The sequence below is a fragment of the Allostreptomyces psammosilenae genome (assembly GCF_013407765.1).
In the GTDB taxonomy this organism is placed as follows: domain Bacteria; phylum Actinomycetota; class Actinomycetes; order Streptomycetales; family Streptomycetaceae; genus Allostreptomyces; species Allostreptomyces psammosilenae.
The window spans coordinates 3,321,693-3,338,730 of the sequence record NZ_JACBZD010000001.1; the positions used below are offsets into that span (position 1 = coordinate 3,321,693).

The window sequence follows — 17,038 nt, forward strand, 5'->3', positions numbered from 1 at the left end:
TGCTTAATGTGGCGTTCGCAGCCCAGGCTCTCACCGTCAGGAGCATCGTGGCATCTGGCCGTACCCACCGATCCGCCAACCGGTCCCGAGGCATCCCGGAGGCGACCGTCGCGCGGCTCCCGCTGTACCTGCGGGCGCTGATCGCGCTGTCCGAGCGTTCCGTCCCCACGGTGTCCTCGGAGGAGCTGGCCAGCGCGACCGGGGTCAACTCGGCCAAGCTGCGCAAGGACTTCTCCTACCTCGGCTCCTACGGCACCCGCGGCGTCGGCTACGACGTGGAGTACCTCGTCTACCAGATCTCCCGCGAGCTCGGCCTGACCCAGAGCTGGCCGGTCGTGATCGTGGGCATCGGTAACCTCGGCCACGCCCTCGCCAACTACGGCGGCATCGCCTCCCGCGGCTTCCGGGTCGCGGCGCTGATCGACGCCGACCCGGCGGTGGTCGGCACGGTCGTGGCGAACCTCACCGTCCAGCACGCCGACGACCTGGAGTCGATCGTCCGGGACAACGGGGTGTCCATCGGCGTGATCGCGACGCCCGCGACCGTCGCCCAGAAGGTCTGCGACCGGCTGGTGGCGGCCGGCGTGACCAGCATCCTCAACTTCGCCCCGACGGTGCTGACCGTCCCCGAGGGCGTGGACGTGCGCAAGGTGGACCTCTCCATCGAGCTGCAGATCCTCGCCTTCCACGAGCAGCGCAAGGCGGCCGAGTCGCTCCAGGCGGCGCAGGACGCCGGCGCGGAGACCGCCGAGCACACCGCGGGCGGCACGACCCGCTCCACGGCCGGTCGGCGGCGCCGCACCGTGGTCGGCGCCGGCCGCGCCGACGGGGTGGCCCGGGCGGAGCGCGAGGCGGCGTCCGTCCCCACCCGCCGGGGTGGCGTGCGGCGCAGGAAGAAGCACGAGGAGACCGACGACGGCGCGGTCCCGGTCACCGCCCCCGCCGCCGAGCGGGGGGCCGTGGTGCCCGCGGACGGTACCGAGGGGGGTACGTCGAAGGTGATGCCCGCATGAACGTCCAGGCGACCGTCCGCGAGGACGACGTGAACGACGTGGACGACGTGAACGACGTGGACGACGTGAACGACGTGGACGACGTGAACGACCGGTGGAGCGAGGGGAACGGCGCATGAGTCTGCTGGCTCTCGGCCTGAGCCACCGCACCGCGGAGGTCGGCCTGCTGGAGCGGGCGGCCCTGGACGCGGACGCCCAGGTGCGCCTGCTGTCCGGAGCCGTCTCGGCACCCTCCGTGAACGAGGTCGCCGTGCTGGCCACCTGCAACCGCATCGAGGTCTACGCTGACGTGGAGAAGTTCCACGGCGGCATCGCCGACCTGTCCGCCGAGCTCGCGGCGGCCACCGGCGTCCCCCTGGAGGAGCTGACCGACCACCTGTACGTGCACTACGAGGACCGCGCCGTGCACCACCTGTTCTCGGTGGCCTGCGGACTGGACTCGATGGTGGTCGGCGAGGGCCAGATCCTCGCCCAGATCAAGCAGGCGCTGGCCCAGGCGCAGGCCCGGCACAGCGCCGGCCGGGCGCTGAACGACCTGTTCCAGCAGTCGCTGCGGGTCGGCAAGCGCGCGCACAGCGAGACCCGGATCGACCGGGCCGGGCAGTCGCTGGTCAGCGTCGGCCTCGACCGGATCCGGGACGTCGTCGGCCCGCTGGACGGGCTGCGCGCGCTGGTCGTCGGCGCCGGCTCGATGAGCTCGCTGGCCGCCACGACGCTGGCCCGCGCCGGCGTCAAGGAGCTGGTCATCGCCAACCGCACCGCCGCCCGGGCGCGCCGGCTGGCCGACACCCTCGGTGCCGGCACCGTGCCCTACGACGAGGTCGACGCGGCGATCGCCGCCGCCGACCTGGTGGTGACCTGCACCGGCGCCACCGGCACGGTGATCCACGCCGGCCCGGTGGCCGCCGCCGTGCGCTCCCGCCGGGACGGCGGGGTGACCACCCCGCTGGCCATCCTGGACCTGGCCATGCCGCGCGACGTCGACCCGGCCGCCCGCACCCTGGACGGGGTGCACCTGGTCGACCTGGAGCGGCTGGCCGAGGACTCCGGCGCCGGCGAACTGGCCGGCGACGTGGAGCGGGTCGGCCGGCTGGTCGGCGAGGAGGTGGCCGCCTACGGCGCCGCGCAGCGGGCGGCCCGGGTCACCCCGACCGTCGTCGCCCTGCGGGCGATGGCCGCGCAGGTGGTCGACTCCGAGCTGGCCCGGCTGGACGGCCGGCTCCCGGACCTGGACGAGCGCAGCCGTGCCGAGGTGGCGCAGACCCTCCACCGGGTCGTGGAGAAACTCCTGCACGCCCCCACCGTGCGGGCCAAACAGTTGGCGGCGGATCCGTCCGGGGCCGACTACGCGGAGGCGCTGCGCGCCCTGTTCGACCTGGATCCGCAGGCCGTCGCCGCGATCGGCACCGCCCGCCCCGCCGCCGGGCCGGTGGACGGGGTCGCCGTCGCCGGCGCCGCGCCGGCCCCGCCCCTGTCCCCACCGCACAGCAGCAACCGTGACCAGCCAGGAACGAGAGTCCCATGAGCAGCAGCACTGAACCCGCGCGGGTCCTCAGGCTCGGCACCCGGCGCAGCGCGCTCGCCAAGGCGCAGTCGGGGGCCGTCGCCGACCTGGTGGCCAAGGTCACCGGGACGACCGTCGAACTGGTCGAGATCACCACGTACGGGGACACCTCCAAGGAGGCGCTGGCCCAGATCGGCGGCACCGGCGTGTTCGTCTCCGCGCTGCGGGACGCGCTGCTGGCCGGCCGCATCGACCTGGCCGTGCACTCGCTGAAGGACCTGCCGACGGCCGCGCCGCGCGGCCTGGCGCTGGCCGCCGTGCCGCCCCGCGAGGATCCGCGGGACGTGCTGGTGGCCCGGGACGGGCTGCGGCTGGCCGAGCTGCCGGACGGCGCCCGGGTCGGCACCGGATCGCCGCGCCGGATGGCGCAGCTGAACGCCTGGGCGCTGCGCACCGGCCGCCGGCTGGACGTGGTGCCGATACGCGGCAACGTCGACACCCGGGTGGGCTTCGTGCGCTCCGGCGAGCTCGACGCCGTCGTCCTGGCGCACGCCGGCCTGCTGCGGCTGGGGCGCGCCGAGGAGGTCACCGAGGTGCTTCCGTTCGACACGATGCTGCCCGCCCCCGGCCAGGGGGCACTGGCGGTGGAGTGCTCCGCGTCCCACGCGGATCTCGTCACCGCGCTCGCCGAGCTCGACGACCCGCTGACCCGGGCCGCCGTGACCGCCGAGCGGTCCCTGCTCGCCGCCCTGGAAGCCGGCTGCTCCGCCCCCGTCGGGGCGCACGCGGTCGGGTGGGGCGACGAGCTGCCTGCCACCGAGCTGCGCCTCGCCGCCTTCGTCGGTCGCCCCGACGGGGCGGCCATGGTGCAGCTGTCCGCCACCGGCTCCCTGGATGACGCCTCCGCCCTCGGCCGCGACCTCGCGGCCGAGATGCTCGCCCAGGGTGCGGCCGGTCTGATGGGGGAGCGAGACTGTTGAGCCCCACCACCAAGAAGAAGACAACCGGCCAGGTCACCTTCCTCGGCGCCGGACCGGGTGACCCCGGCCTGCTGACGCTGCGGGCGGTGGAGGTGCTGGCCACCGCCGACGTGCTGGTCGCCGAGGAGCGGCTGAGCGAGGTGCTGCGCCGGTACTGCCCGGACGGCGTCGAGGTCGTGGACCCGGCGGAGTGCGTGGCGGTCGGGCCGGTCGTGGACCTGCCCGTGGGGCGGGAGGACCGCGCGCCGGCCGGCGCCACGGCCCTGTCCGCCTCCGCGCCGGGGAGCGCCGTGCCCGCGGGTTCCGTGCCGGCCGCCTCCGGTGGTTCCCACGCCGCCAAGGGGTCGGTCGGTTCCACCGGGTCCTCCGGCTCTTCCGGCTCTTCCGCCACGGCCGCGCTCCTGGCCGGTGCCGCGCTGGCGACCGACGGCTCCGCGCCGGGCGGCCACGGCGCCGCCCCGGTCGAGGTGCCGGCGCGGCTGCGCGCCGCGGTGGCCGCCGGCAAGCACGTGGTGCGCGCCGTGCCGGGTGACCCGGGCATGGACGGCGCGGCCACCCGGGAGATGCTGGCCTGCGCGCAGGAGCGGGTGCTGTTCGAGATCGTCCCGGGCATCGCGCCGGTGGCCGGTGTGCCGGCGTACGCGGGTGTGCCGCTGCACGGCGGCCGGGGCACCGACGTGCGCTACGTCGAGGGCTCCGGGCTGGACAGCGAGGAGTGGCAGGCGCTGGGCGCCTGCGACACCACGCTGCTGCTGTCCGCGCCCCTGCAGGTGCTGCCGGGGGCCGCCGCGGACCTGGTGACCGGCGGGCGCAAGCCGTCGACGCCGGTGTCGGTGACGGTGGACGGTTCCACCACCCGGCAGCGGACCTGGACGGCGACGCTGGGCACGCTGGCCGCGGAGCTGAAGGCGGCCAAGGTGCTGGCCCCGTCGATCGCCGCGGCCGACTCGCCGATGGCGATAACCGTGGTCGGGGACGTCGTGGAGCGGCGCAGCGAGCTGTCCTGGTTCGAGACCAAGCCGCTGTTCGGCTGGCAGGTGCTGGTGCCGCGCACCAAGGAGCAGGCGGCCTCGCTCTCGGAGCAGCTGCGTTCCTACGGGGCGGTGCCGCACGAGGTGCCGACCATCGCGGTGGAGCCGCCGCGCACCCCGCAGCAGATGGAGCGGGCGATCAAGGGCCTGGTGACCGGTCGCTACGAGTGGATCGCGTTCACCTCGGTGAACGCCGTGCGGGCGGTGCGGGAGAAGTTCGAGGAGTACGGGCTGGACGCGCGGGCGTTCGCCGGCATCAAGGTGGCGGCGGTGGGCGAGCAGACGGCCCGCGCGCTGGTCGAGTTCGGCGTCAAGCCGGACCTGGTGCCCTCCGGCGAGCAGTCGGCGGCGGGGCTGCTGGAGGACTGGCCGCCGTACGACCCGGTGTTCGACCCGATCGACCGGGTGTTCCTGCCGCGCGCGGACATCGCCACCGAGACGCTGGTGGCCGGCCTGATCGAGCTGGGCTGGGAGGTGGACGACGTCACGGCGTACCGGACGGTGCGCGCGTCGCCGCCGCCGGCGGCCACCCGTGAGGCGATCAAGGGCGGCGGCTTCGACGCCGTGCTGTTCACCTCGTCCTCGACGGTCCGCAACCTGGTGGGCATCGCCGGCAAGCCGCACAACGTCACGGTGATCGCCTGCATCGGCCCGGCCACCGCGAAGACCGCGGAGGAGCACGGCCTGCGGGTGGACGTGCTGTCGCCGGAGCCGTCGGTGGCGGCGCTGGCGGAGGCGCTGGCGGACTTCGGCGCGGCGCGGCGGGACGCGGCCCTGGCGGCGGGCGAGTCGCCGTCCCGGCCGAGCCAGCGGCGCGCGGGTTCTCGTAGGAAGGCACGGTGACCATGAGCGACGGTTTCCCCGAGGGCGTCGGCGGGCCGGCTGGTGCGGGCCCCGCCGGCACGACGCCGGGCTTCCCGACCGTCCGTCCCCGCCGGCTGCGCGGCAGCGCGGCGATGCGGCGGCTGGTGGCCGAGACCCGGCTGCACCCGGCCGACCTGATCCTCCCGGTGTTCACCATGGAGGGCCTGACCGAGCCGGTGCCGGTCCGCTCCATGCCCGGCGTGGTGCAGCACTCCCGCGACTCGCTGCGCAAGGCCGCGGTGGAGGCCGCGGAGGCGGGTGTCGGCGGAATCATGCTGTTCGGCCTGCCGCGGCAGAAGGACGCGGTGGGCTCCGGCGCCTGGGATCCGGACGGCGTGCTCCAGCAGGCCATCCGGGACGTGGTGGCGGAGGTCGGTGACGCCCTGGTGGTCGCGGCGGACACCTGCCTGGACGAGTTCACCGACCACGGCCACTGCGGGGTGCTGGACGAGCACGGCCGGGTGGACAACGACGCCACGCTGGAGCTGTACGGGCGGATGGCGCTGGCCCAGGCCGAGGCCGGGGTGCACCTGGTCGCGCCGAGCGGCATGATGGACGGCCAGGTCGGCCACCTGCGCCGGACGCTGGACGCGGCGGGCTTCGCCGACACCGGCATCCTGGCCTACACGGCGAAGTACGCCTCCGCCTTCTTCGGGCCGTTCCGCGAGGCGGTGAACTCCTCGCTGACCGGCGACCGCAGGACCTACCAGCAGGATCCGGCGAACGCCCGGGAGTCGATGCGGGAGCTGGCCCTGGACGTCGCCGAGGGCGCCGACATGGTGATCGTCAAGCCGGCGATGTCCTACCTGGACATCGTGCGCCAGGTCGCCGACGCGGTGGACGTGCCGGTGGTGGCCTACCAGGTCTCCGGCGAGTACGCCATGGTGGAGGCGGCGGCGGCCAACGGCTGGGTGGAGCGCGAGCGGATCATCGACGAGACGCTGGTGTCGATCCGCCGGGCCGGCGCCCGCAGCATCCTGACCTACTGGGCCGTGGAGGTCGCCCAGCGCCTGCGCTGACCCCGCCCGCCCCCGAACGACCCCGCCGCCCCGGCGGGCGCGACGTTTCCCCGTCCGCCCGCCGGGGCGTTTCGCTGCGCCCGCGCCGGTGCCCGCGCGGGGCCGTGCTCGTCGCGAGAACCGGGGTGGGCGTGACGCGCGTCACTTCCGCCGGGCGTGGTGTTGCGCGGGCCGCGCCACGCGGAGGCCGAATGGGACGCGGTGGAGGGGTGGCGCATGCCGGAGGGATTCGAGAGCAGGCCGCAGTCGCTGAACGGGAACGCCTCCGTACTGCTGGAGCTGGCCGGGCTGCTCCAGGCGGGGCGTCCGGAGCCGGACCTGATCACCATGGCGGCGACCCCGGCGTCGCACGCCGACGTCGGCGACAAGGTGCGGCGGTTCAGTGACTTCGCCTGCGACCAGTACCAGGACGCCGTGGCCCTGCTGCTCTCGCTCTCCACGAAGCTCCGGGCGACGGCCGCTGGGCACGTCCAGGTGGACGAGGGCGTCGCCGGCAGCATGGACGCGCTGCTCCGCGGCCGGCTGGTCCCCCCGGGTGACCGGGCCGGCGACAACGACAACGACGAGGGTTACTGAGCAGCGGGGGAGCCGTGGCCACCAAGTACGCCGATGTCCGGTACATCGAGGAGCTGAGCGCCGCCGACATCGGGCACGGCCAGCAGGACCTCGCCCGGGTGGTGAACGTCATCGACCAGGCCCTCCCCGAACTGGCCGGCCTGCACGGCACCGTGGAGTGGCAGGGGGAGGGGCGCGCCACCTACGACTCCCGGCTGCGTGACGCGGACACCCTGCTCCAGGGGCTGCGCGACGGCTTCGATCGCGCCGCCCGGGCGCTGGAGGCCTACCGCCGGGCCGTGGCCGAGGCGGATGCCCTGGTCCGTGACGGCAGGGAGGCCGAGAACGCCCTGGCCGCGCTGATCGCCGACCTGGCCGAGGGCCAGAGCGCCGCCTTCCGCGACGCGGACGCGCTGAGCCAGTGGGAGGACCTGCGGGCTCGCACGGGCCCCTTCGACTGGCTGATGGAGCAGGGCGCCGAGGAGGAGATCGAGGCGGTCCGGCCCGCGGCCGAGCAGCACTACGGTGCGGCCACCGGCGCCTACGGCGGCGCCCTGGCCAGAGAGCGCGAGGCCCGCGAGACGGCGGCCTCCGAGCTCGACGCCGCCTACCGGGCCGTCCCCGACTACGAGGCCGACTCGCAGGCCGCGGCGGACGTCATCGTGGACACTCCCGGCATGCGGGAGGAGGTGCTGGAGGCCGCCGCCAACCCCTACTCGCGCCGGCCGGGGCCCGGCATCCTGGAGCGCTACCAGGTGGAGACCGACGAGCGGGGGCTGGTGGAGTACCCGCGGGGGCGCCTCGCGCAGCTCGCCAGGATGCTCGGCTTCACCGAGACCAGCGAGGTGACGGCGACCGAGGCGGACATCCTGGACGAGCTGATCACGCCCAACCCGACCGACCTGCAGGCGTTCATGGAACTGCGGGACGAGGCCCTGGCGGCGCCGGAGAGGTACGTTCCCGAGGGCGCCGTCAGCGACGGGCACGGTGACGCCTTCCGCCACGCCTACTGGAACGCGCGGATGACCCAGGAGTACGGCGTGGAGTGGACCTCCCGCTTCGCCACCGCCCACGAGATGACGCCGGAGAACACGGCCGCGCACCGCGAGGCGATGGACCTGCACAACAACGAGGTGGGCCGCAGGATCGCCGAGCAGAACCCCGACGCCAGCCCGGACGAGCTGGCCGCGCTGATCCTGGAGGAGATGGAACGGGGCGAACTGCTGGTGATCCAGCAGGACGGAACCGCGGCCTACAGCGACCAGGTGCCGATGGACGGCACCGGGACGGCGCGGGAGGGTGGGCTGCCGGGGCGCCCGGCGGGGGAGTTCACCGAGGAAGAGGACTACTGAGCGTGATGTCGATGCGGGCTGTCCGGCCGGGAGCGGCGGTGGTCGCGGCCGTGCTCGTCACCCTGCTGGCGGGGTGCGCGGACCCGCCGGACTCCGGTTCCTTCGGCTATTCCGGTGAGGAGTACGGCGGCGCCACCCCGGACGCGGAGGAGGTGTTCACGGACCGTCTGGACGGGGCGACCGACGCGGGCGAGCCGGTGGCCGTCGCCGAGTTGACCGGCTTCTCCTGGGACGCGCTGTACGTCTTCCTCGAAGGCGTCGGGCGGTGCGAGGTGAACGCGGTGGTGGTCGGTGACGAGGAGGCGATGGAGCGCGACTGGGTCTATGACGGCACGCTGATGGTGTTCACCGAGGGTGGGCGGGTGGTCGGTTCGTACCACACGTATATGGAGGTCACGGGGATCGGGCGGCAGACGCTGTTCAGCCCGGAGACGGAGCTGGAGGGGTCGACGTTGCGGGATCCCGCCCCGCCCGCCGAGCAACCGGATCGGGCGGCGGCGCGGGCCGGCTGCGGAGCGGGAGACTGACGGACGTTCGGGGAGTGTCAAGGAATGCTTGACAACGGGGGCGTGTCAAGGAATCCTTGACGGCATGAACAAGTCGATCGCTTCTTCGTCGTCCGCTCGTTCCAAGGTGTCCGCCGGGCAGTCAGCCCAGGCTGCCCAGCCGGCGCTGCTGTTCGCGGTGGCGGGCAGTCTGCCGGCGGTCGCCGTCGCGACCGATGTCGGTCTTCCGCTGCTGATCCTCCTGGTGGTGGTCGAGATGGTGCTGATCGGTACGGCGGCGGCGATGCTGCGCGCGCAGCGCCCGGGGGCCGTTGGCGGCTCCCTGGTGACCGGCGCCTTCGCCCCACCACCAGGCCCACGGGACGCGGCGGTGCTGGACGCCCTGGAGCCGCTGCGCGACCTCGACCGGGAGGTGGCTGAGCGATGAAGGGGCGGTCCATCGTCGCCGACGGCGTCCTGAGCGCGGAGGAGGTCACCCGCATCCGGGAGGGCGTCGCCGAAGCGATCCTCGGGGCGCCGGAAGGGCTCCGGGAGGGGCTGGAGCACGACCCGGAGAGCTTCCTGCGGCTGGTCGCCGCGACCAGGGTCGGCGCCGAGGAGACCAGCCGGCTGCTCCGCGAGGCGGTCGGCGGTGCCCGGGGCGCGGGCCACAGCTGGGACACCCTGGGCCGGCTGCTCGGGGTGAGCAGGCAGGCCGCCCAGCAGCGGTTCGCCACGCCCTCCCCGGACAAGGCGGGCGCCCAGGCGGCCACCGAGACCGCCGACGCGCCGACGGGCGAGCGGCGGGTGCTCAGTCCGCTCACCGCCTTCGACGAGATGCCGGCGCTCGCCGAGGCCGGCCGCGCGGGCTGGCAACTCGTGGACTACGGCCCGCTGTACCACGTGGTGGAGGCCTCCGACCGGCAGTGGGAGCACCGCCGGGTGGCCCTGGCGATGGGCGCGCGCCGCCGTCGGCTGGAGGCGGAGGGGTGGATCGCGGTCGGCTCGGGCTACTTCCCCTGGAGCTACTACAAGCGCCCGGTCGCCCAGGCCGACCCCCCGCCCGCCTCCAGCCAGTGACCACCGGTCCGCCCGCCCCCCTCGCACGGGCGGTCGCGGCGGTCACTGCTCCGGCGGGGTCCGTGGGCCGTCGTGGTTGACGTTGATGGTGCCGTTCATCACGGTGAAGACGGTGCTGTGTCCGCTCGCCGTGTTGCTCTGGGAGGGGGTGGGGGCCGGGGGTGCGCCGGCCGGGGAGGTGTCTGAGGGGGTGTTGCCGGAGGGGGAGTGGCGGGGGGCGTCGGATTCGGCGGGGGGCGTGGCGCGGTTGACCTCCACGCGGTTGTCGTGACCGGCCACCACGGTGCCGGAGGCGTCGCCGCCGATCCGGATCGAGTAGTTGTCGCCTTGCTTGGATGCCATGGCGCAAGCTCCTTGGGTCTCTCGGGCTTCTAGTAGGTGGGCACGCGGGTCAACGTCTCCGTCCCGCAGTTCACGCAGCCGAGGTTCGCCGTGTCCTCCGTGACGTACTCGGCGGTCTCGCCGTCGGGGGCGACGGTGATGGTGACCGAGATGTCGCCCGCCGGAGCTCCGCAGGAGCCGTCGGTGGTCTCCTCGTACATCACCTGCGTGCCGGAGTAACTGCCGGAACTGCCGGTGACGCGGATGTCCTCGGGGCCGCACTCCGTCCCGGCGATGTACTCGCCGGAGCTCGACGGGACGAACTCCAGCGCACCACCCTGGTTGCTCGTCCACAGCCCGGCCAGGTCGGTGCTGGGCGCGGAGGGCGGGGGCTCCTCGTTCTGGACGACGTTCTGGACGATCGCCACACCGGCGACGACGACCGCGACGGCGGTGGCGATCGTGGTGATGATCACGGTGAACACACCGGCGGCACCCATGCCGGCGCCGGCACCCATGCCCGCGCCGACGCCCGCTGCGCCGGCGCCCACCGCGCTGAAGCCGGCGCCCGCACCCACACCGGCGCCCGCCGTGCTGGTGCCCGCGCCCATGGCACCCGTGCCGCCGCCGAGGGCCCAGCCGCCCGGGGCGGTGGCCGCCGCACCGGCGCCGGTGCCGCCGGCCTGGCCGCCTCCGAGGCCCGCCATGTGGTTCAGCACCAGGTCGTTGAGCGGGGTGTGGGCGGTGGAGGCCGGGTCGGGGGTGACGGGGGTGAAGCTGTGTGCCGCGGCGGTGGGGTCGGGGGAGGGAGGCGTGAGGTTGGAGGCGGTGATGGTGGGGTCGGGGGTGCTGGGGTGCAGGTTGGGGGGCGTGACGGTGAGGTCGGGGGTGCCGGTCGTGAGGTCGGGGGTGGTGAGGGTGGGGTCGGGGGCCGTGGAGGAGCCGGCGTCGGGGACGGGCGGGGCCTCGGCGGGCGTCGGCGTCGACGGCGGTGTGGGCGTCGACGGCGGCGCGTACTGCTGGGCGTTCAGCGCGGCGTCGGCGCCCCGGCTGTCGCCCAGCTGCCGCCACAGCACCACGGACTGGGCCAGCAGGGTGGCGGCCATGACGCGCTGGCCGATCAGCAGGGAGCGGATGCCCGCCTCGTGCACGAAGTACGCCTGGGCGCGCCGGTCGTTCGAGCGCGTGGCGGCGGCCCAGCCGGAGCCGAGCACCCGGCCCCACGCGCCGAACCGCAGGGAGCGGGCCAGGACGGGCGACGCGGCGCGTGCCAGCCGTACCGCGAGGTCGGCCCGCCCGACCCACATGGCGAGCTCGGCCGCCTTCTCCAGGGCCCGGGCCAGGTCGGCCACGTGGACCGGCGTGGTCTCGGGGTGGGACGCCCAGCGGGTGAGGTACTCGCACAGCCGGTCCGCGGGGAACGGGTCGGGCATTCGCTGCCGCACCGTCGGCACGACGTCGGCGGCGCAGCTGTACCCCTGGTCGGCGGCCGTGACGAGGCCGAGCTCGGTCAGCCGGCCGCAGGTCCCGGCGGCGTCCGGCGCCTCGGTCAGCGCGCCGATGTGCGCCGGGTCCAGCTCGGCGCCGTCCAGGGTCGCCAGGAGGTGCAGCACGCTCATCGCCGTCGCGTCCAGCTGGTCGAGCAGCGGCGGGAGCAGTTCGGTGACCTCGCCGGGCCGGGGCAGTCGCGCGCCTCCCGGCCGGGCGGTGGACCGGGCCAGCCCGGCCGCGCGGAGCAGTGGCAGGGGCCGGCCGGCCGCGGCCTTCCACAGCTCGGTGGCGGTGGACAGCTCGCGCTCCGCCAGCGGGCGGCGCAGTTCCCGGGCCAGCAGCTCCAGCCCGGCGGAGCGGTCCAGGCCGGTCAGCTCCAGCGCCCTTCCGTCGCCCAGCACCGACTGCTCCGGGCTGGCGAAGACGAAGGTGGCGTCGGGGGCCGCGTCCATGAGCTGGCGGATCTGCTCATGGGTCAGGGCGGCGTTGTCGACGTACACCGTCACCCGTGTGCCGGACATCAGCCGCCGTAGCTCGGCGGGGGAGGGGGCGTATCCGGGGGCCTCGTAGCAGGCTTCGAACACCTGCTGGGCGAGGTCCGGGACCTCGTGGTAGGCGGCGTTCAGGAAGACCACGCCGTCCGGTCCCGGTTCCAGGAGCCGTGTCGCGTGCCGCAGCAGGGTGCTCTTGCCGATCCCGGGTGGGCCCCACAACTGCACCGGGCCGCCGTCGCGCAGGGCGTCGGCCAGTGAGGCGATGTCGGCGTCCCGGCCCACCGGTTCGCGCTGCCGCCGCGGCAGCAGTTCGATCCGCTCGCGGCGCACCGGCTGGGGGCGCTCGCGTTCCACCAGCAGGGTCACCGTCGACCCGTGCTGGGCGTCCACGACCACGTTGTGGTCGCCGGCGATCACGGTGCCGCTGGCGTTGCCGCCGATGTCGATGCGGTAGCCGGGGCCCGCGCCCTCATCGGGAGCGTTTGCCTCCGGTGCGGTGGCGGGCGGTTGGGTGCCGTCGTCCGCCTGGCTCATCGTCACTTCCCCCTCCGATCGTGGAAGCGCGGTCGTGGAGGCGCGGCCGCCGTGGCGGCCCCCGCCGCCCACGGCGGTTCCCTTCCGGCACGCCGGTGGCGGGCAGGGGCGTTCGCAGCCCCGACCCGAGCCTTCCGGCGGTCCGTGCCCGCCACGCTAGCGACCGTCCCGGGGGGAGAGACCGTCAAATGACCGTTTTTCCAAGGGATCCCTCCGGCGCGGCGCCGGTCAGTCGAAGGCGGCGCTGCTCAGCAGCGCGAGGCTCTCGACTCTGACGGTGCGGTAACCGGTGGAGACCACGCCGGTCTCGCGGAGCCTGCGCAGCGCCCGGTGCACGGTGGGTTCCGCCGCGCCGGAGAGGGTGGCGAGCTCCGGCTGGGTGAGCGGCCAGTGGATCACGGCGCCGTCGCCCTGGCGCTCCCCGTAGGTCATCGCGATCTGGTACAGCACCCGGGCCAGCCGGGTGGCGGCGTCGCACCCGGCGAAGTCGACGCGGTAGGCGTTGGCGACCCGCAGCTTGGTGACGACGGACCCGTTCACCGCGTGCGCGATCCCCGGGTCCCGCCGGGTGCAGTCCAGGAACTCGGCCCGCCCCACCACCCGGGCGACGACCGGTCCGCAGGTGGTGACGGTCGCCGAGCGGGGCCGGCCGTCCACCGCGGCGAACTCGCCGACGAGGTCCCCGCCCATCCGGACGGCCAGCAGGGCGTCCCGCTCGTCCTGGGTGCGCGCGGTCACCTTCACCACCCCGTCGAGCAGGATCAGCACGAAGGTGGTCTGGTCCGCCTCGCGTATCAGCACGCGGTCGGCCGGGTACCGGGCCTCGGAGCCCAGCGCGAGCAGCCGTTCCCGCGCGGGCCCGGCGAGTCCGCCGAGCAGGCTCGACGGCGGCCAGCCGCGCTGCGCGCGCCGCCGCCGGCCGTCGGTTCCCCGGCTCGGCCGGCTGTCCTCCGTGGTCGTGCGCCCCACCTCCCTGCCCCGGGCCTCCGCTCCGGCCCTACGCCCAGGCTCTCCACCCAGGCGCCGCGCCCCGGCTTCCCGCCCAGGCGCCGCGCCCTGGCTGACCTCCCCGGCTCCGCGAGGCCGCGCAGCCGGTACCAGTGTGCCGTCCGGGCGGCCGGCCGGCACGGCCTCGGGACCGGTGGTCGCCGGTGTTTCCCGGAGGATCCCGTACCGCAACGGCGCCACCGACCCGGATTGCGGCCACAATGGAGCGCGCACGAAGGGTCACCGGCGGGTCGGCGCCGGTGACGGTCAGGCCCGCCCCCACCGTGCAGGAGGACCGTATGGAGCCGGAGTGGGAATACCGCGCCGTGCTGGCCGTGGACATCGAACGCTCCGCCGGACGCGGCAACACGGCGCTGGGGAGGATCCGCGAGGCGCTGGGGACGGCACTGCGCGAGTCGGTCGAACGGAGCGGGATCGACTGGCGGGCCTGCCTGATCGACGACCTGGGCGACGGCCTGCGGCTGGTCGCGCCGGCCGGGGTGCGCAAGACCGCGCTGGTCCATCCGCTGCTCCACGAGCTGGCGGTCCGCCTGCGCGCCCACAACCGCATGGCCGGCCCCACGACGCGGATCCGGGTCCGGGGCGCGCTGCACGCAGGTGAGGTACGCCTCGACCGCGCCGGCGGGGCCACCGGCCGTCCGCTCGAGGTGCTGGCCCGGATGCTGGACGCGGCCCCGGTCCGTACGGCGCTGGAGCGGGCGCCGGAGCCGGTGTGTGTCGCCGTGCTGCTCTCCCAGCACTTCCACGACGAGACGGTCGGCCACGACTATCCCGGGATCGACCCGGAGGCCTTCCGCAGGGTGACCTTCACGACGAAGGAACACACCGCGGACGCCTGGCTCCACCTGCCCGGGGCCCCGCTGGACCCGCCGGAGCCCGCGCCCGGCGCCCCGGCGCCGAGCGGGGCGGCGAGTGGGACGGCGCCGGACGCGGCGGGCGAGGCCGTCGCGCCACCCCCCGCGGGGCACTCGGCGATGTACAACCAGGCGTGGGGGAACGGCACCGTCAACGCGCTGCGGAGCGGCACCCAGAACATCCACCTCACCCGCCCCGAGGACCGGGCCCGGTAACCCCGGGTCGGGGCGCCGGGCCGGAGGCTCGGGGCCGGCCCGGTCAGGGCCAGACCAGGCAGTAGAGCTGGTGGCCGGCGTCGTGGACGCGGTGGGCGAAGCCCTGCCACTCGTGGAGCATCTGGTACAGGACGTAGGCGTCGCGCGGCCCGCGGCGGTCGGGCACGGTGGACCAGATGAACGCGGCGGCCCCGAGCTGCTCCTCGCTGGCCTTGCGCAGCGGGGCGACGACGAGCTCCGGCAGCTGCACGACGGCGTAGTCGGGGTGCAGCACCACCAGCTCCAGCGGCGGGACCTCGCTGAGCGGCATGCCCTTGATGGCGGTGAGCACCATGGCGGCCATGGTCTCCGGCTTGACCTTCGTGGACAGGCCGCCGCGCAGCGGCTCGCCGGTGATCTCGTCGCGTTCTGCGGTGTTGGGGACGCGGGCGGCGGTGGCGCGGTCGGGGGCGCCGAAGTACTTGTACGTCACGCCCATCCGGCGACCCCCGTTGCGGTCTCCGGACGATCCCTCACCCGAACCGCTCCCGTAGGACGACGTCGGGTCCCAAGGCATGTGCACACTCCGAGGTCGCGGGTGAAGTCGACGGCGCGGGGGCGGCGGGCACCCGGCTCATGCCGGAGGGGCACGCCGCGGCTGTGGATCGAACGGCCGTACCAAGGGGTCCTTCCACCTTCGCGCACGGGACATGCCGGGGTTATGACGCGAATTGGAGGCCGTCCGCCCACCGCCATACACCCCACTTACCAGCCATCCGCTCCGACTCGATCATCGTCCCAGATGACGAACGAGGACATGCCGGTCCCCCGGGCACGATTTGAGACCATGTCCCCTGTGAGCTACCCCTACGAAGCCCCAGTCTCGCAGAAGCTGTTCGAACGTGCCGAAGCCGTTACACCGGGCGGTGTGAATTCGCCGGTGCGCGCCTTCCAGGCGGTCGGCGGCACGCCCCGCTTCATGGTGTCCGGGCGCGGCGCCTACCTGACCGACGCCGACGGCCGGGAGTACGTCGACCTGATCGGCTCCTGGGGGCCGATGATCCTCGGGCACGCCCATCCGGAGGTGATCGCGGCGGTTCAGGCGGCGGTCGCCCGCGGCACCTCCTTCGGCACGCCGGTGGAGAGCGAGGTCGCCCTCGCCGAGGAGATCACCGCCCGCGTCGCCCCGGTGGAGCAGGTGCGGCTGGTGTCCTCGGGCACCGAGGCCACCATGTCGGCGATCCGGCTGGCCCGCGGCTTCACCGGCCGCGCCAAGATCGTGAAGTTCGCCGGCTGTTACCACGGTCACGTGGACGCCCTGCTGGCCGCCGCCGGTTCCGGCGTGGCGACGCTGGGCCTGCCCGACACCCCGGGCGTCACCGGCGCCCAGGCCGGCGACACGATCGTGCTGCCGTACAACGACCTCGCGGCGGTCGAGGCGGTCTTCGCCGCGCAGGGCGACCAGATCGCCTGCCTGATCACCGAGGCGTCCCCGGGCAACATGGGCTGCGTGCCGCCCCGCCCCGGCTTCACCGCCGCGCTGGCCGAGCTGTGCCGCCGGCACGGCGCGCTGTTCATCTCGGACGAGGTGATGACCGGCTTCCGCGTCTCCCGGGCCGGCTGGTACGGCCTGGAGGGCGTCGCGCCCGACCTGATGACCTTCGGCAAGGTGATGGGCGGCGGTTTCCCGGCCGCGGCCTTCGGCGGCCGGGCCGACGTGATGCGGCAGCTCGCCCCGTCCGGCCCGGTCTACCAGGCCGGCACGCTGTCCGGGAACCCGGTGGCGACGACCGCCGGGCTGACCCAGCTGCGGCTGTGCACGGACGAGGTGTACGCCCGCCTCGACGCCTCCGCGGAGCGGCTGCGCGGCGCCGTCGGCGAGGCGCTGGCCGCCGAGGGCGTGGCGCACCGGGTGCAGTCGGCGGGCAACATGTTCTCGGTGTTCTTCACCGAGGACGAGGTCCACGACTACGACGCCGCGCGCGCCCAGGAGTCGTTCCGGTTCACCGCCTTCTTCCACAGCATGCTGGAGCAGGGCGTGTACCTGCCGCCGTCGGCCTTCGAGTGCTGGTTCCTGTCCGCCGCGCACGACGACGCGGCGCTGGACCGGATCGTCGCGGCGCTGCCGGCGGCGGCCCGCGCGGCGGCGGCCGCCAAGCCGGCGGGATGAGCGGACCGGACGGTGCGGGAACACGAGCGACGAGAACCGGGCCCGGAGATCGGCAGTCGGTAATCCGGGCATCCGGGCCCGGGAGCAG

The 17,038-nt window shown here is 74.7% G+C and carries 16 protein-coding genes and 1 pseudogene; 13 read left to right on the forward strand and 4 right to left on the reverse strand.

Annotation, left to right across the window (positions count from 1 at the left end):
* Positions 1-47: 47 nt before the first annotated feature.
* The 11 genes and pseudogenes from FHU37_RS13605 to FHU37_RS13650 form a co-directional block, all read left to right on the forward strand.
* Positions 48-749: pseudogene (locus tag FHU37_RS13605) on the forward strand (redox-sensing transcriptional repressor Rex); the annotation flags it as partial.
* Positions 750-1,009: 260 nt separating this feature from the next.
* Positions 1,010-1,132 (forward strand): hypothetical protein, encoded by a 123-nt coding sequence (locus tag FHU37_RS29005; RefSeq protein ID WP_281394653.1) that lies wholly within the window; start codon positions 1,010-1,012, stop codon positions 1,130-1,132.
* The gene (locus tag FHU37_RS13610) at positions 1,129-2,538 is read left to right on the forward strand and encodes a glutamyl-tRNA reductase (RefSeq protein WP_179814449.1); all 1,410 of its coding nucleotides are present in this window, start codon (positions 1,129-1,131) and stop codon (positions 2,536-2,538) included. The genes FHU37_RS29005 and FHU37_RS13610 overlap by 4 nt, the downstream gene beginning before the upstream one ends.
* Positions 2,535-3,497: a hydroxymethylbilane synthase gene (hemC, locus tag FHU37_RS13615; RefSeq protein WP_179814450.1), complete on the forward strand. Its 963-nt coding sequence runs from the start codon at positions 2,535-2,537 to the stop codon at positions 3,495-3,497. The genes FHU37_RS13610 and hemC overlap by 4 nt, the downstream gene beginning before the upstream one ends.
* The gene (locus tag FHU37_RS13620; protein ID WP_246449860.1) at positions 3,494-5,371 is read left to right on the forward strand and encodes a bifunctional uroporphyrinogen-III C-methyltransferase/uroporphyrinogen-III synthase; all 1,878 of its coding nucleotides are present in this window, start codon (positions 3,494-3,496) and stop codon (positions 5,369-5,371) included. Before hemC ends, FHU37_RS13620 begins: the two co-directional genes overlap by 4 nt.
* Before the next feature lie 2 nt (positions 5,372-5,373).
* Positions 5,374-6,411: a porphobilinogen synthase gene (gene hemB / locus FHU37_RS13625; protein WP_179814451.1), complete on the forward strand. Its 1,038-nt coding sequence runs from the start codon at positions 5,374-5,376 to the stop codon at positions 6,409-6,411.
* Positions 6,412-6,627: 216 nt separating this feature from the next.
* The gene (locus FHU37_RS13630) at positions 6,628-6,987 is read left to right on the forward strand and encodes a hypothetical protein (protein WP_179814452.1); all 360 of its coding nucleotides are present in this window, start codon (positions 6,628-6,630) and stop codon (positions 6,985-6,987) included.
* A 14-nt stretch (positions 6,988-7,001) separates the two neighbouring features.
* Positions 7,002-8,318: a DUF6973 domain-containing protein gene (locus FHU37_RS13635; RefSeq protein ID WP_179814453.1), complete on the forward strand. Its 1,317-nt coding sequence runs from the start codon at positions 7,002-7,004 to the stop codon at positions 8,316-8,318.
* Between the two features lie 5 nt (positions 8,319-8,323).
* On the forward strand, positions 8,324-8,845 hold the full coding sequence (locus tag FHU37_RS13640) for a hypothetical protein (protein WP_179814454.1): 522 nt from the start codon (positions 8,324-8,326) through the stop codon (positions 8,843-8,845).
* Positions 8,846-8,909: 64 nt separating this feature from the next.
* Positions 8,910-9,251 (forward strand): hypothetical protein, encoded by a 342-nt coding sequence (locus FHU37_RS13645; RefSeq protein ID WP_179814455.1) that lies wholly within the window; start codon positions 8,910-8,912, stop codon positions 9,249-9,251.
* The gene (locus FHU37_RS13650; protein ID WP_218904028.1) at positions 9,248-9,883 is read left to right on the forward strand and encodes a hypothetical protein; all 636 of its coding nucleotides are present in this window, start codon (positions 9,248-9,250) and stop codon (positions 9,881-9,883) included. The genes FHU37_RS13645 and FHU37_RS13650 overlap by 4 nt, the downstream gene beginning before the upstream one ends.
* Positions 9,884-9,925: 42 nt before the next feature.
* Here the strand turns inward: FHU37_RS13650 and FHU37_RS13655 are convergent, their stop codons facing one another.
* From FHU37_RS13655 to FHU37_RS13665, 3 genes are all read right to left on the reverse strand, one after another.
* Positions 9,926-10,225, reverse strand: coding sequence for a hypothetical protein (locus FHU37_RS13655; protein WP_179814456.1), 300 nt, complete (start codon positions 10,223-10,225; stop codon positions 9,926-9,928).
* Positions 10,226-10,254: 29 nt separating this feature from the next.
* On the reverse strand, positions 10,255-12,723 hold the full coding sequence (locus FHU37_RS13660) for an ATP-binding protein (protein ID WP_179814457.1): 2,469 nt from the start codon (positions 12,721-12,723) through the stop codon (positions 10,255-10,257).
* Between the two features lie 228 nt (positions 12,724-12,951).
* A complete protein-coding gene (locus FHU37_RS13665) occupies positions 12,952-13,692 on the reverse strand; it encodes a Crp/Fnr family transcriptional regulator (protein ID WP_312892595.1) in 741 nt (246 codons plus the stop codon).
* 317 nt (positions 13,693-14,009) lie between these two features.
* On the opposite strand from FHU37_RS13665, the gene FHU37_RS13670 reads away from it, so the two are divergent.
* Positions 14,010-14,801, forward strand: coding sequence for a hypothetical protein (locus FHU37_RS13670; protein WP_179814458.1), 792 nt, complete (start codon positions 14,010-14,012; stop codon positions 14,799-14,801).
* A gap of 43 nt (positions 14,802-14,844) precedes the next feature.
* Here the strand turns inward: FHU37_RS13670 and FHU37_RS13675 are convergent, their stop codons facing one another.
* Positions 14,845-15,357: a hypothetical protein gene (locus tag FHU37_RS13675; protein WP_376773939.1), complete on the reverse strand. Its 513-nt coding sequence runs from the start codon at positions 15,355-15,357 to the stop codon at positions 14,845-14,847.
* Positions 15,358-15,627: 270 nt separating this feature from the next.
* Between FHU37_RS13675 and hemL the strand changes: the two genes are divergently transcribed.
* Positions 15,628-16,950 (forward strand): glutamate-1-semialdehyde 2,1-aminomutase, encoded by a 1,323-nt coding sequence (gene hemL, locus FHU37_RS13680; RefSeq protein ID WP_179814460.1) that lies wholly within the window; start codon positions 15,628-15,630, stop codon positions 16,948-16,950.
* The last annotated feature ends 88 nt before the right edge of the window (positions 16,951-17,038 follow it).